This window comes from Flavobacterium ardleyense (assembly GCF_033547075.1).
Lineage (GTDB): Bacteria > Bacteroidota > Bacteroidia > Flavobacteriales > Flavobacteriaceae > Flavobacterium > Flavobacterium ardleyense_A.
Genome location: NZ_CP137891.1, coordinates 1,047,195 through 1,062,094, shown reverse-complemented (window position 1 = coordinate 1,062,094; position 14,900 = coordinate 1,047,195). Strand labels below are relative to the sequence as shown.

The following is a 14,900-nucleotide window of genomic DNA, read 5'->3' as shown; positions in this document are numbered from 1 at the left end:
AGAAAGTATGCTAAAAAAAGTTCTACCCATATTTTCCTATTTTTTTCATCCCCTCTTTATACCGCTACTAGCGATTGTATTTTATTTTCTGGTATCAACCAATTCTCTAACTGCTTCAGAACAATTATTGGTTTATACGCAAGGAATAATCTTCACAATTATACTTCCTGTACTTTGCTTTTTATTTTTAAAATCAATTAATAAAATAGATTCGATAATGCTGCCTATTGTATCGCAGCGCAAAATTCCTCTACTTATTCAGTCAATATTATTCTTAGTACTCATTACCCAAGGAAATATGTTTGTCTACATTCCAGGATTGTACTACTTTTTTCTGGGCTGTTTTATTAGCACACTCCTTGCCCTTCTTCTTGTTTTAATAGATGTAAAAGCAAGTTTGCATATGGTGGGAGTCAGTTCGTTAGTCTCCTTTTGCATTGCAATGAGCGTCTATACTCAACGGAATTTACTTCTCGAAATTTCGATATTATTTTTCTTAAACGGACTTGTAGGCACCTCACGCCTTTATATGAAGGCGCATACACCAAAGGAGTTACTCGCAGGTTTCTTCGTAGGTTTTATACCTCAGTTGTTTCTAATTCCTTGGATCTTTTTACAAAATATAAAATAGCAATCCCAAACTCAGCGCATTCAATTTTATAGGATTTCCATTCAAATTTCCGTTTTCAAAGATTGGATTTATGCCGTAAGAAACCGTGGCATTCCAAGTATTATACCCTAATGCAGTGTAAACAGTATAATTGACTTTACTTATATCCGGATTATTGGTATAGACAAATTTTCCTTGTGACCCTTCATATTTCGAAACGTCATAAAACACATACCCTACTTTAAAACCTGTATAAACTCTCCAAAACTTATGACTTTCGGCGTTGGAAGTTCGCCATCTTATTTCAATTGGCAATTCGATCGCGTGGGTCTGAACTTTGTTTTTATTGAACGGTGCTGCGGGATCTATCGTTGAATAAGAATAGACATTATCTTTTTTGCTAACCAAAATATTCTGATTATAATTCTGAAACGAATACCCTAAACCTGCGGCAATCGAAAAGTTTCGGCGGGCATTAATCGGCATATCGCGCAGGAAACCACCAGTTATTCCGTAAGAAATTTTGTTTTGTCTAATTCCGTCATTACGATTTTGAAGCAAATTATAAGAGATACCCATATAAAATTGATCTTCTCGGTACAGAGAATCAATTGCTGAAAAATTTGGAATTGTATCTTGAGCAAAGACAGCCGAACCGCAAAAAAGTACAAATATTAGGTATAATCGCATATCATCAAATAATTGTGAAAAAATTTTAATAATTTAATCTCAACAAAAGTACCAAAAAGTTCACGCAAAGCCGAAAAAAATATTGCCTACCTCCTGCTTCTTAATTAAATGAACCGCGAAATGTTGTAATGTCAGAAATAGCATTTTTTTCGAGAAATGTTGAAAGGTAAATCTTGTTGTAATTATACACTTATATAACTTACTTTTGTGAAATATCTAATTTCATTTAACAAAAGTACAATATCATGAAAAAAATTCTACTCTTTCTAAGTTTTGCTTGCTTAATTGTAAGTACAACTTTTGCACAAACTGTACCAACCACTAATTGGTCAACAGAAGCCAACACACTTTGGTATAATGACGCAACGTCTTTTACACTTTCTACTCCACAAGAATTAGCAGGATTAGCAGTCTTGGTTGAAGGTGGAAACAAATTTGTTGGAAAAACAATCGTGCTAGGTGCTGATATTGATTTGGGAGCGCATTTATTTTCACCAATTGGAAAAACAGTTGCACTAACGTTTTCAGGTACCTTTGATGGTAACAACCACACAATCAGCAATGGTTTTATAGTAACTCCAGCTGGTGCTTTCACAGGATTTTTTGGACAAGCAACCGATGCTACGATCAAAAACCTAAAGTTTAACAATCTTTACGTTAGAGGAAAAGATAGTTCAGGAGGAATTGCTGGCGGATTAATGAGATCTACAGTTACTGATTGCCACGTTACTGGATTGGATCTTTCGGCAGAATTAGGAGCAAATATTGGAGGAATCGCCGGTTCATTACTGACAAATTCTCACATACTACGTTGCTCAGTTGCAGGAACAGTAGTTGGAGAAGCACAAGTAGGTGGAATCGTAGGCGGTCCGTGGGATCTTGCAACCATCACAGAAAGCTATTCTTCTGCAGCAGTTTCAGCATTATATCTTGCCGGTGGAGTTGCAGGTTACACTGCACCAACCTTTTTTCCAAACCGTCCAATCACTATAAATAACTGTTTTTCTACAGGAAATGTTACAGTATCTTTTGGACGCGCAGGTGGCTTTTACGGAGGATCAGCAGGCGAACTTATTATCAAAAATTCATACTCTACAGGAATCGTTACTGGACCTGAGTACATAGGTGCTCTAATTGGTACTGTTGCAAACATCACTACCGAAAACCTTTTTTGGGATGCACAAGCTTCAGGAATTACCAATCTTGTAGGTCTTTGGGAAGGCCCAGAAGTGGTAATTAATTCTACTTCCAAAACGACTTCCGAAATGAAATCAGATGCAATGGTAACTTTGCTAAACGCAGCGCAAGCATCAACTCCATGGACTAGAAGCGAAGCAGTGAATAATGGTTATCCAACCTTCCAATTTGCAGTACTTTCTACACCTGGTTTTGCAACAGAATTAGCAGTTTCAATTTACCCAACACTGGTAGATGCAGTAATCAATATTGAGACAGCGGCAAATCTTTCAGGATACGCAATCTATTCAATCTCAGGACAGCAAATTTCTTCAAATAAGTTAAACAGTACATCAGCACAAATTTCTGCTGACGGATTGGCTGCAGGAATTTACATTATACAAATTACTACAGATCAAGGAAAAGTGACTAGAAAGTTTGTAAAAAACTAATTTAGACAACACTTCAACTATAGAAAGTCATCACTTAATTGTGGTGACTTTTTTTTTGGGCAGCATTTCCGGCTGTACTTTCCAAGTCCTCACAAAAAAAGCCGTTTTTTCAAAGGCATAAAAGGAGCTTCCGTTGGTCGCTCTTTTCTGCCCAAAAAACTGGCTTTTTTTGCTCCGGGCTTTCCATTGCCATCCGGGCTGCAATAAATACCTTCGATTAAAGACTCAGTAAAATAACTTGAAAAAGGTTTTCAAATGACCAATACTAAATATCGACAGTCAACAATCTAAATTTCATCCAAGGGAAATTTTCTTTCAAATGGCAGAAACAAAACACTTCATTAAAAGCGGCCCGTAGATTGTAAACTGCGAACCGCTTTCTTTTGAACACTAATTAAAAATATTTTAATTTTTAGGAGCTTCGGTAAAGGATGAGTCTGCGGGCAAACCGCTCGTTTCTTCAATTTTATCCTTTAGAGGCACGGGCGTGGCATCGCCGGTAATATAAGCGTCATACAAAATAACGAGTAGCGTAATGCTTATCATCATAATTCCGATTATTACAACCGTCACCATTTTATGCGAATATTTAAATTCAGCTTCCCGAAGTCGGCGGAGATTTTGTCGGTATTTTAAGTAAGCAAATAGGTTCATCAAAGCACCACCACCCACAAGAAGAATTCCTACTAGTTGATTAGTGAATAAAGAAAATTTCACCGAGACAATTCCAAAAGCCATTACTTCGAGACCAGTGCGGACCCAAGAAAGAAAAGTCTGTTCGTTTGAGAGATGTTGGCTAAATTGTGGTTTGTCGTCTTGCATAGTTTTAAGTATCTGAAGTTGTAAAAATACATGTTGGTGTAGCCAAAGTTTTATAAAATAAGGCACATTTTTTACAGCAGTATCAGGCACGACCTAAATGCGATGTCCGCTATTCCTTAACTACTACTTTTGGGTTGCTAAATTTTCTGGTCCAAAAAATGATATAAATAGTCCCCACAATGGTTGGTGTAATCCAAACCACAACTGTTCCGATATTAAGTCCAGCTACCATAAAAGCTGTAATAGATGCAATCAGAGCACCTACCATACGCCCAATGTGACTTTTGATCCAAGCATTTTTGTTGCTGCTAAAAGTTTTGAAAGTTCGAAAATCTTTGATGCTCATTAAGAGTCCAAAACCTCCGAAAAATACATATAGAATACTGTTGGCTATTTCCTGCAGAATTCCTATAATACCCACCGAGAGCATAATCAAAGATAAAAGCAACATGCTTCCCGAAATTATTTTATCCATTAAATCGGCTTTGGTTTTATATTTAGCTCGAAGCTTGAGGGCTCTCGTACCAGACAAAACCAGGTAAATAGTAAAGATTCCAATTAAGAACAAAAATAAATTCTCGTGATTAGGCATTCGTGCCACAATCAAAGAAATGATTGAACTCAAAATCATCGAATACGAAAATGCAGTTCCTAATTTCTTATGGATATTACTACCTTTTTGTACTATTACACTCCCTAAGCCAGTTATTAAACCAATTCCACCAAAAAACGCGTGGATGTAGATCATAATTTTTATTGCATGCTCCATACTATTGTTGCTTTTTTTTCGAAAAGTAAAATTGGAAATAAAAATTTAATTCTAGCAAATAAAATCACCGAAATGTTGCATTTTGTAGATGAATTGCGTGTCGTGTACTTGACAAGTAGATATCAAGATTTTGAAGAATCATACCTTTTTAAATTAAGCAATATTCTTGGAACTAATTCCCCGCGGTTTGGTCGTTTCATCAGAAAATTCAAAACCACAAGATTCACATTTGTATTGGTATCTATTGTAAAACGGTAGTACAAAAACGAGAAATGAAAATAAAAACGAGATAAAGGATTTTAAATCTTTGATGGAAGTCAGCAGTTGGATTTTCTCCGCACCACAACTCGGACATTTGATGAGATTTCCAGTGTCGTCCACAGAAAATGTACTGATTTCAGAAAGAATTTCCATTGCTTCTGCATAATCTTCTACCCTCACGAATAATTTTACACCTCCAATGGCATTGCTGATTAATGGATCTGTATCAACAGTGTGATTGTCGCGAACAAAAACTTCTATACCTTCGGATTCTAGTTTCCCTTTATAAATATAGGCTTCGCTAGAATACTGAAACTGACCGATTTTTTTAAACTTATTATTTTCCATGTTTGTTCGCTAAACGTATTAAAAACCTAAATTCTTGCTGCACACACCTTTCAGTAGGTGTGTGCTGCAAGTGATCTAAATAAAGATATAACCTAAGTAGGTATTTGCAATTAAATTATGGAAAAATTTATGGCAAATTAATTATATAGAACTTTCACCTCCACTTCGTTGACCCAAATCTGAGCACGATCTTTATTCTCTTGATAATTCTGGATTATAAATGCTTTTTCAGCATCAATTTTCACCTTTTTGTATATTTTTCCGTTCAAATAAATCTTGACTTTCTTTTTTAGATTAACCATTTCAGGAGATATCAAAATGGTAAAAGAAGATATACAAGATGTTTGAATTTTAAAAGTGTTGTCTTGATATTCTGCGATTATTTTACCCGACTTTCGAGGAAAATCAAAAGCTTTCTCATCTACTTCATACTCGACCAAAACATCTTTGTCGTCATATTTTAGACGCTTTTTTATCTCAAAATTCAGATTCTGATGCCACGGTTTTCTAGTCTGCAGAGTGTCTAGTCTAATCTCGCTTAGCCAGTCAACAGCGCCGTATTTGTCATCATCAAATTCCCACTCCAATCTTTTGGGAAATGGATTTCTCTCTCTTGATTTTAGATCTGCAAATAGAATTTTGAAAGCGGGTTCGGACGCCTCAAAATCAGGAAACCAGTGCGGAAAACCGTTGTATCGATAATCTTTGTAATCAGCTTTAATTGTAGCCATTACTTTATTTAGAGTATCATTTGCATTTGGAGGATAGTAGTAATCTTGGTCGGTTGAGAAGTTTAGAAAAGATCGGTTAAGAATATTGTTGATAAAAGTACCTCCTGTAAAAACTTTCGGAAAAGTATTAAATCCATAAAAACCAGCAAACTGTGTAGGTTGCTTTATAGCGTAAGAAAAAGATCCGGTAGCTCCATTAGAATGCCCGGTGACAAAAACTTTATTATCATCAATATTTAGTGCTGACTTTAGTTGCTTGACAATTTCAGGAACAATATAAAATCCTGCATCCGCGGTCATCCAATTAAATTTTTTGTCCGCGCTTGGAAAAATCAGAATTTGATCATTCAAATCGCCATGTTTGGTCAAAAATTTATTTCCGTAACCTAAAACTTGCTGTGCAATCTGATATTCGGCAAAATTTGTAAAACGCACTGCTCCATGCAGAAAAATTAATGCCGAATATTTCTTCTTGGGATTGTAGTTTGCTGGTAGATGTACCAAATAAGAAGTAATTAAAGTATCATTTACTTTAAAGGAAATCGAATAATTCTGCTGATGTTTTTGCTTATAAGGGTTGAAGTTTTTTAAGTGCTGATACAGTTCCTCCGCAGATCCATGCATTTTAAATTCTGCCTTAGTATCAAAAAATTCCGTTTGCTGAGCATCAAGTTTTTCGAAAAATTGATTTTTAGCTATACTGGCAGATTTTGTCAGCTCGGTCCATCTTGGGTCAGTTAGCAGATTTTTGTAATCATCTTGAGCATAGCTGTCCAATACGAAAGTCCAGCCCGGAAATCCCTCATCATCCGTTTCCTTTGCTACTAATGGAGTGAGATATCTAAAAGCTTTGTCCAGTTCTTTCAACTCCGAATACAAAATTGAAGCGTAATAAAAATCCGTGTCTTTGATGCTGTCTGGATATTTTGCAAAAGCTTCTTGAAACTGTTTTGATGCTTGGCCGTAATTTAAAGAATCTTGCGATTTTACGATATTACTTGCTTGGGCAGTAAGTTTAGAATAGGATTCTTGGGCACTAATTGGCATCGTCAACAACAAGAATGATAAAAATAAAAATATCTTCATAAGGTAGAATTTTGCAGATCTAAATATAATGCAAAACATCTTTCCATTTACTTTGAAAGTACTTCTTCCCAACGATTTGATTCCGCAAAAACTTTAATTGTTTGATTTCTCTTTTCTAGGAGTTGTGTCATATACATTTTGAGGAATAGTTTGTCGGCAAGTTTTCCTAAAATTCCGAATGGAGATTGATACTCAAAAATGTCAGTCATCACTGTTTCATTTTGCTCTTCAGAAAATAGGTGTTGATGTTTGAAAGATTTAAAAATTCCACTTTGCATTTCGTCTACAAAGAAATTTGGATTTTCGAAGACGGTAATTTTGGATGTAAGAGTTTAATATATTCCAAAGTGTTTTGCTCGCCAAGTGACGCTTTCGCCAAAATTGATTAATCCAGAAGTGCGTCCAGCGATTGCCTCCTCATTTGTATGTTGGGTCGAAATTTTATGCAAATCAATGCTTCGTGATAAGTCGAAAACAGTTGATATTGGCGCGCAAATTTTGGTGGTAAGTTGGATTAGGGGCATATTGGTAAGTTAATCGATTTTAGCACGAAGTTAGTAATGATAGGCGGTTTTGCTGCGGTATTTTAGTACAATTGCTCGTAGTATTGTCAATTATTCTAATGCGGATTTCCTTTGAGAAAAATATAGCTGCTACGATGGTATAGGAACGACGTTTTATACAATTGTTATTTTGTGTTTGATTAATGTTTTTATGAATTCTTAAAAGGTAGAAATTTCTTCTTTACGATCGCGGCAGGGATGGAAACGGCATCCTTTGCTGCCATATTATATATGAAATATTTGCAAAATAGTTCTTGGCAGCAAAGATACAGTGCACAGCCCGGTTGTGGCTGTGAAGAATGAAACAGCCACAAGCCGCCCAAAAAAAACTAAAGGTGAAAATTATCCTAATCATCAAAAATGGAAATCTCACAAGTATCCTTGCGATGGTTTTTATGTAAAAATCAATTTTGTTCGGCAGTAATTTCGAAAATAAATAAGTTTCAAAACTTTAAATAATCACCTTGTTAAAGTCGGAATAATGGGATTAAATTTCCTTTTTAAATCTATCTTTGACTTCCTAAAAATAAAATGAGATGAGCAATATTTGGTACGAATGCAAAGTAAAATATAGAAAATTAGAAGAGTCTGGCGCACAAAAGATTATTAGTGAACCGTATTTGGTAGACGCTTTATCATACACCGAAGCTGAGAGTAGAATTACCGAAGAAATGTCGGCATATATAAGTGAGGAGTTTAAAATCACGAATATCAAGATGGCTAATTACGCGGAGATTCATCCGTTTGAAAATGCTGATCGTTGGTTTAAATCGAAAGTTTCTTTGATTGCATTTGACGAAGAAAGTGGTAAAGAGCGCAAAACGAGCATGTATTTGCTTGTTCAAGCCAACGACGTGAAGGAAGCTTATGACAATACTGTTAGCGTCATGAAAGGCACAATGGGCGACTATACGATTCCGGCAATTACCGAATCGCCAATTCTTGACGTATTTCCGTACTTCTCTGGAGACGAAAATGAATTAGAACAACTAGAGAAATTCAATGCTCTGAAAGCTTCAAAACCGGAGGCGGTAGAAGTTGAAGATCACATGGAGTTTGTGACGGAAGAGCAAGAAGCTTAAGGTAATTAGGAAAACCCGCGAAAGCGGGTTTTTTTATAGGTTGATGGTAATCTTTGAGGGGTTTTCGGAAATTCTTCTTTATTTCGAAATTATTTTCCTTATGATGACTTAGGTTTTATGAATCTTTATCTCAATGTGTTTGTCTATAACTGAAGTTTTGCACTCAAAGCTCTTACATTGGTATATGTCAAAAATTTCTCCCTGTACAATATCAAAAATCAAGTCAAAATAATTATGTGAATTGTTTCCAACAAACGAGAAACCATTCCGCGGCAGGGATTATCTCATTGGTTAATATTTTGAAAAGGTATTCGATGAATATCATTTGCAGCGGCATCCTTTGCTGCTTTCCTAAATTTCAATTTTAGTAAAAGTCTAAAGTAGTTAAGATACAACGGAAAGCTCGGTTGTGGCTGTGAAGAATGAGACAGCCACAAGCCGCCCGAAAAATGAAAGACATCAAATAACAAATTTCAACTCAACAAAGAATATCACGAAAAATTCATAAGCTTAAAAATTTATTTTTCTTTCTTCGACATTATTTGATACCAGCAAAAACCTTAAAAACCAATACGTTGTTTTATCGCGTTAAAGAAGATACCAAAAGTTAACTTAAATAGTTTAATTGTATTTAATAAGAAATGCCAAGTATAGAGTTAATTTTTCTATATTTCAGTATAGTGAATATGGTTAAGCGTTTCTCGAGCGTAAATCCTTTAATTAGCTAGTTAAGAAAAAACATAGCAGAGGAGATGGTATTAGCTCCGCTGATCCCTGAAATTGTGTTTTTCACAAAGATAAAATGCTTGGCATTGCATGCCAAAGCCTTTTTTGTTTTAGAGCTGTGCCAAACTAAAAGTTTGTCACATCCTACAGAATGGTATTAGCTCCGCTGATCCCTGAAAGGAGATTTTTCACAAAGAAAAAATGCTTGGCATTGCATGCCTAAGCCTTTTTTGTTTTAGAGCGTGCCAAACTAAAAGTTTGCCACGCTCTACAGAATGGGATTAGCTTCGCTGATCCCTGAAAGGATATTTTTCACAAAGAAAAAATGCTTGGCATTGCATGCCTAAGCCTTTTTTGTTTTAGAGCTTTGCCAAACTAAAAGTTTGTCACGCTATAAAACAAAAAAAGCTTCCCCTTCGGGAAGCATTTTTTCTTTGCAGAGGAGATGGGATTCGAACCCACGATATGTTGCCATATACACGCTTTCCAAGCGTGCGCCTTCAGCCACTCGGCCACCCCTCTAATTAACGTGTGCAAATAACACCAAAAATTTCGGCTTTAAAAAATAATATTTCACTTATTTCGTTAGCTCACCACGAAGGGGAGTTTCGAAAATATCTTTGAAATCGGCTGCTGGAATTTGCTGTCCTAATAAGTACATAAGCTTTGTGATTGCTGCTTCTGTGGTAATATCTTTACCCGAAATGACTCCCAACTCCTTGAGCATCGTAGAGGTTTCATACTGACCCATATTCACACTACCGCCGCTGCATTGCGTGACATTTACAATGTGAATTCCTCGCGAAATCGCATCCTTCAATGTGTCGGTAAACCACCTTTCTGTAGGTGCATTTCCAGATCCGTAGGTTTCCAAAACAACGCCTTTAAGTCCCGGAATTGATACCATACCCGCAAAAATCGTCTCATTAATTCCTGGGAACAATTTGATGATTGCAACATCTTCATTTATAGATGTGCGGACAATTAATGACTGCGTTTTATCTGCCTTTAAAAGAAATTCATTCCCCACTTTCAAGTGAACGCCAGATTCGGCAAGACACGGATAGTTAGGTGATGCAAATGCATTAAAATGCTCAGCATTGATTTTACTACTTCGATTTCCGCGGTATAATTTATATTCAAAATACAAAGCTACTTCCTGCAAAATAGAAGAATCTCCTTCTCTCAAAGTAGCAACTTGAATCGCCGTAATCAGATTTTCTTTGGCATCAGTGCGCAAATCTCCAATTGGCAACTGAGATCCCGTGAAAATTACTGGTTTGCTCAGATTCTCCAGCATAAAACTCAATGCTGATGCGGAATATGACATCGTATCGGAGCCGTGCAATACTACAAAGGCGTCGTACTTTTCATAATTCTCCTCGATTACCGCTGCAATCCGAATCCACTGTTGCGGATTCATATTGGAGGAATCGATTGGAGTTTCAAAAGAATAAGTAGCTATCTCACAGTCCAATAAATGCAATTCGGGTATTTTATCCAGCAGCTGATCAAAGTCGAATGCCTTGAGTGCGCCGGTGGCAAAATCCTTCATCATCCCAATGGTACCGCCGGTATAAATAAGAAGTACTGTAGGTTTAGACATCGCCGTATTTCTCTTTATTAACCACTGGATTGGCATACATTGCTAGAAAAGCAGCAAGCTCAATTGGATTGTCTTCATTTATTCGTAACATCATACGACGCTCAAAAATACCTTTCTCCTCGTCTCTGTAACGATCGGAATATTTTTCGGTTTTATTTACAATATCGTAGGCGATAAAATTTGTAGGCCACAATCTATAATTTCTCAAAATAGCATCGTCAATTTTTCCTGCCAATGCCTGAATCTGCTTGTTTGAACTTGATTCTTCAGCAGCAACCTCATCTAATTCAATATCTAGGACATCTCCTAAATGAATATGAATGTGCTTCTTCTGACCCATTACACCACTCAAAAGATTTTCGAAATCTTCGTTTTGGTTTTTAACGTACACTTCTTTTTTGGCCTCAGCTATAATCTGCGGCATTTTTAGAGCATCGGTCGGATCATATTCATACGAAATACTCACCGGAACAATTTTCAGCTTTCGGAAATATTGCATAATATCCAAACCTTCGGTATTTCCCATTCCCAGCATTTTCAAAACACCTTGATGAGTTGAATCATTTCCATCTTTGGTACGGCCTTCACGCTGTGCAATCCATACTGACCGATTTTCTTCGGTAATTAAATGACCTATGTATTCAGCCAATAATTTTGAACTTGCCAACATTTCTCTCGGCGATAATCCTCGCTGTACAAGGAAATTTCGATTTAATCGAGCCAATGTTTTTATAAAGGATTTCTGAACCAGATTATCGCCGATTGCCGAAGCCGTCATAATTAATCCGTGATCAAAAAGACACATATTAAGCAGTGAAGTATCAAGGATAATATCTCTGTGATTGGAGATATAGAGGTAAGAAGTATTTTTATCAAGTTTATCAAAACCAGAAGTACTAAGGCCTTCGGAGCTTTTTTGTAAAACTTGCTGTAGCGATTGGTAGATAAAATTACATTGGAAATCGCGTATAGAATGTGTTTTCAGCAACTGTGCTTTCCATTCCTCATCTGGCGTTCCTGGAAAACTAAAATTCATCAATGCTTTCATCATCGGATGGTGCATAGAAGATTTAATACCCTCATTGACTTCTGTGTCAGAGAAAGGGCGAATCGTATCAAATTTAGACATTATCGAATTTTATATTTTAGTAAACAAATGAACAAAATAATTCTTAATTTTAAGATAATAATCTGTTAAATGCTATAGACTTCACAAGCGTTATTTGTTGTAGCAAGTGCAATTTCCTCTTCCGCTACATTATAAATCAATGCCAATTTTGCAACGACCTCCTTCAAGTAACTGCTTTCGTTGCGCTTCCCACGGTACGGCACTGGCGCTAAATAAGGTCCGTCAGTTTCAAGGACGATGTTGGATAGTGGAATTTGATTCAGAAATTGGTCGATTTTTCCGTTTTTAAAAGTAGCCACGCCGCCAATTCCGAGTTTCATATTTAGAGAAATTGCTTGTTGCGCTTGTTCAAAAGTTCCTGTAAAGCAATGAAAAATTCCGAATAATTCATCACTTCTCTCCTGCTCTAGCACCTCAAAAACTTCGTCAAAAGCACTTCGACAATGGATATTTATCGGAAGTTTGTATTTTTTTGCTAGCTGAATTTGTCTTTTAAAAGCTTCCTGCTGAATTGCCAAAGTGCTTTGATCCCAAAAAAGATCAATCCCTATTTCGCCTACAGCCACAAATTTTCTACTTGCCAATTCTCGCTCCACATGTGCGAGCTCTTCGAGGTAGTTTTCCGGTTTTACATAAGTAGGATGCAATCCCATCATTAAATGTACCTTTCCGGGATATTCTTGTTCTAGCGCATACATTTTGGGAGTTGCTTCAGAGTCAATCGCAGGAATCACAAATTTAGAGATACCAGCATCTGCAGCACGTACCATCATTTGCGCTCTATCGGCATCATACTCCTCACTATAAATATGCACATGCGTATCAATCAAATTCATCAAAAATTATTTTGTAGCAAAGTTACAAAGTTTCAGCTAGTGCACTTGTCAAAAAAGCGTTAAGCATTAGGATTTAGTACTATTTTGATGATTTTCATTTGGGCGTTCCCTTCGGTCGGGCTGCCACTCCCAATCTTTTTGGGCAGAAAAAGCCCAAAAAGGATTTGCTTCGCCAGTTCGCTTCGCTCGGGTGCGCTCTATCCCTAACGCAAAAGTTCTTACCTCAGCTATTATCAACTCAATCACAATATAAATATTTCAGATAACCAAAATAAAAGAAAACTTAATAGCTGTTTACCAATTATAACTGTTACAATTCATCAAATCTGAAAGTCAACTTTTTAAAAAAGTTATTGTCATTTTCAAATAGAATATAATCTATATTAGCGACTCAAAATAGGTGCCTTAATTTACCAATATGACAAACCCTTATTTTTCTCTTAAAACTTCAAAAGTTTTTTTAATTGCTTCATTTTTCACATTTTTCTCAATTGGTGAGGTTTCAGCACAAGAAATTGAAAAACATCTAGTTTACTTAAGTAGCGAGCTAAATTTGGGGAACTATGTCGGAATTGCTACAGATTTCAATTATATATACGAAGAAACCTATACAGCGAAATTTGGTTTAAATGCAAATTTCAGAAGATCTCCTGACCAACCAAGTGACTATAATTCTGGATTGGCAGGATTAGTAACTTACGGTGCAGCATCAGCTCGAGAAATAACGGTAGATGTACATCTTATGGTAGGAAAACTCTATAATCTAAATACACGCAAAACTCTTCGGATAAATGCTGCGGTAGGCGTCGGCTACACCTCGGTCGAAACAGTTGAAAACTGGCAAAAAACAGGGTCCAATTTCTTTAGTGGAAATTATACATACGATATCCGAAGTAAATCTACTGCAAGCTTGATCATCAATCCTAAATTGGAGATTCCACTCGGACGTATTTTTGGATTCACAGTATCGCCATCTGCCATTTTAAATTCAGAGAGTAGCTATTACGGAATTGGTGTTGGATATATGATTGGACTAATTCGGTCAAAGCCAGTTAGCAAATAGTATTTTTTTTTGTTTTTTTGGGTGTTCCCTTCGGGCGGGTTGCCACTCCCGATCTTTTTGGACAGAAAAAGTGCTAAAATAATTTGGTTCGCCAGTACGCTTCGCTCGGTTGCGCCCTATCCCTAACGCGAGTTTTCCACACCAACTCCCTCCGAACGAAAGGAGCTCAAATCCGCTATATAAGTACTGCAGCAAGAGGAAAGGATACTTTTTTTAAAGTATTTAAAAGCACTTTTACATAAGTAATAAGTGTCGAATTATACCAAACAGACTCTTAATTCACCAAATGTCATAGAGATGTCGTAAAAGTACCGCTAGTAAAAAGTATATATATGCATAATTTTGCCAAAGAAATTAATACTTTGAGTTATGAATGAGATTGGAAAAAATATTAGAGAAGCGCGAAAAGCAAAGGGATATACTCAAGAAGAATTAGCCGAATTATGCGGTATAAATTTGCGTACAATTCAGCGAGTTGAGAATAATGAAAATCAACCAAGTGGTAATACTTTGAAGAGCATTCTTGCAGTCTTGGAAATCGAAAATCTAAAAATTTCCGATATTGGTAAACACTCTGACAAAACGTTCCTCACCTTCTTTCATCTTTCCGTCATTACCTTTATATTTATTCCAATAGGGAATATTATTTTGCCTCTAATTTTATGGCTAACCAAAAGAGATAAAATAGCAGGACTACAGGAAGTTGGTGCCAATCTTTTGAACTTTCAAATTCTATGGTCAACTCTAAGCGCTCTTGTCCTTCTTACTTATTTATATTTTAAAATTTCTCATTATCCTCTGTCTGAAATTTTGGGATATGCTTGGATCTCGCTGTCATTAATCAATGTAGTTATTGCAATTACTTTTGCGGTTAAAACATATAAGGGTACTGTTGGACATCTTTATCCTAATATATTAAGGCTTATAAAGTAAAAGACTCCTAAAACTAT

The 14,900-nt window shown here is 36.3% G+C and carries 14 protein-coding genes and 1 tRNA gene; 5 read left to right on the top strand and 10 right to left on the bottom strand.

Annotation, left to right across the window (positions count from 1 at the left end):
• Positions 1–7: 7 nt before the first annotated feature.
• Positions 8–631: a hypothetical protein gene (locus SBO79_RS04555; protein ID WP_318642379.1), complete on the top strand. Its 624-nt coding sequence runs from the start codon at positions 8–10 to the stop codon at positions 629–631.
• On the opposite strand, the gene SBO79_RS04550 is transcribed toward SBO79_RS04555, so the two are convergent.
• Complete coding sequence (locus SBO79_RS04550; RefSeq protein ID WP_318642378.1) at positions 614–1,300, bottom strand: porin family protein; 687 nt, start codon at positions 1,298–1,300, stop codon at positions 614–616. The genes SBO79_RS04555 and SBO79_RS04550 overlap by 18 nt on opposite strands.
• Positions 1,301–1,545: 245 nt before the next feature.
• Between SBO79_RS04550 and SBO79_RS04545 the strand changes: the two genes are divergently transcribed.
• Positions 1,546–2,928, top strand: a complete 1,383-nt coding sequence (locus SBO79_RS04545) for a T9SS type A sorting domain-containing protein (RefSeq protein ID WP_318642377.1) — start codon at positions 1,546–1,548, stop codon at positions 2,926–2,928.
• 405 nt (positions 2,929–3,333) lie between these two features.
• Here the strand turns inward: SBO79_RS04545 and SBO79_RS04540 are convergent, their stop codons facing one another.
• The 5 genes from SBO79_RS04540 to SBO79_RS04520 all read right to left on the bottom strand — a co-directional run bounded on the left by SBO79_RS04540 (position 3,334) and on the right by SBO79_RS04520 (position 7,223).
• The gene (locus SBO79_RS04540) at positions 3,334–3,750 is read right to left on the bottom strand and encodes a YidH family protein (RefSeq protein WP_318642376.1); all 417 of its coding nucleotides are present in this window, start codon (positions 3,748–3,750) and stop codon (positions 3,334–3,336) included.
• A gap of 109 nt (positions 3,751–3,859) precedes the next feature.
• Entirely contained in the window at positions 3,860–4,519 is a 660-nt protein-coding gene (locus SBO79_RS04535; RefSeq protein WP_318642374.1) for a hypothetical protein, read from the bottom strand.
• Positions 4,520–4,672: 153 nt separating this feature from the next.
• The gene (locus tag SBO79_RS04530; RefSeq protein ID WP_318642372.1) at positions 4,673–5,128 is read right to left on the bottom strand and encodes a putative signal transducing protein; all 456 of its coding nucleotides are present in this window, start codon (positions 5,126–5,128) and stop codon (positions 4,673–4,675) included.
• A 137-nt stretch (positions 5,129–5,265) separates the two neighbouring features.
• On the bottom strand, positions 5,266–6,945 hold the full coding sequence (locus tag SBO79_RS04525; protein WP_318642370.1) for an alpha/beta hydrolase-fold protein: 1,680 nt from the start codon (positions 6,943–6,945) through the stop codon (positions 5,266–5,268).
• A 47-nt stretch (positions 6,946–6,992) separates the two neighbouring features.
• Positions 6,993–7,223, bottom strand: coding sequence for an SRPBCC family protein (locus SBO79_RS04520; protein ID WP_318642368.1), 231 nt, complete (start codon positions 7,221–7,223; stop codon positions 6,993–6,995).
• Positions 7,224–8,044: 821 nt separating this feature from the next.
• On the opposite strand from SBO79_RS04520, the gene SBO79_RS04515 reads away from it, so the two are divergent.
• The gene (locus tag SBO79_RS04515; protein WP_318642366.1) at positions 8,045–8,590 is read left to right on the top strand and encodes a DUF4494 domain-containing protein; all 546 of its coding nucleotides are present in this window, start codon (positions 8,045–8,047) and stop codon (positions 8,588–8,590) included.
• 1,163 nt (positions 8,591–9,753) lie between these two features.
• On the opposite strand, the gene SBO79_RS04510 is transcribed toward SBO79_RS04515, so the two are convergent.
• From SBO79_RS04510 to SBO79_RS04495, 4 genes are all read right to left on the bottom strand, one after another.
• Positions 9,754–9,838: transfer RNA gene (locus SBO79_RS04510), tRNA-Ser, on the bottom strand.
• Positions 9,839–9,893: 55 nt separating this feature from the next.
• Positions 9,894–10,922, bottom strand: a complete 1,029-nt coding sequence (locus SBO79_RS04505) for an asparaginase (RefSeq protein ID WP_318642364.1) — start codon at positions 10,920–10,922, stop codon at positions 9,894–9,896.
• The gene (locus SBO79_RS04500; RefSeq protein ID WP_318642362.1) at positions 10,915–12,051 is read right to left on the bottom strand and encodes a 1-acyl-sn-glycerol-3-phosphate acyltransferase; all 1,137 of its coding nucleotides are present in this window, start codon (positions 12,049–12,051) and stop codon (positions 10,915–10,917) included. Before SBO79_RS04500 ends, SBO79_RS04505 begins: the two co-directional genes overlap by 8 nt.
• A gap of 65 nt (positions 12,052–12,116) precedes the next feature.
• A complete protein-coding gene (locus tag SBO79_RS04495) occupies positions 12,117–12,887 on the bottom strand; it encodes a TatD family hydrolase (RefSeq protein ID WP_318642360.1) in 771 nt (256 codons plus the stop codon).
• Between the two features lie 418 nt (positions 12,888–13,305).
• Between SBO79_RS04495 and SBO79_RS04490 the strand changes: the two genes are divergently transcribed.
• Both SBO79_RS04490 and SBO79_RS04485 read left to right on the top strand, forming a co-directional pair.
• Positions 13,306–13,950: a hypothetical protein gene (locus SBO79_RS04490; RefSeq protein ID WP_318642358.1), complete on the top strand. Its 645-nt coding sequence runs from the start codon at positions 13,306–13,308 to the stop codon at positions 13,948–13,950.
• Positions 13,951–14,319: 369 nt separating this feature from the next.
• A complete protein-coding gene (locus SBO79_RS04485; RefSeq protein ID WP_318642356.1) occupies positions 14,320–14,883 on the top strand; it encodes a magnetosome magnetite crystal formation protein family in 564 nt (187 codons plus the stop codon).
• Positions 14,884–14,900 lie beyond the last annotated feature (17 nt).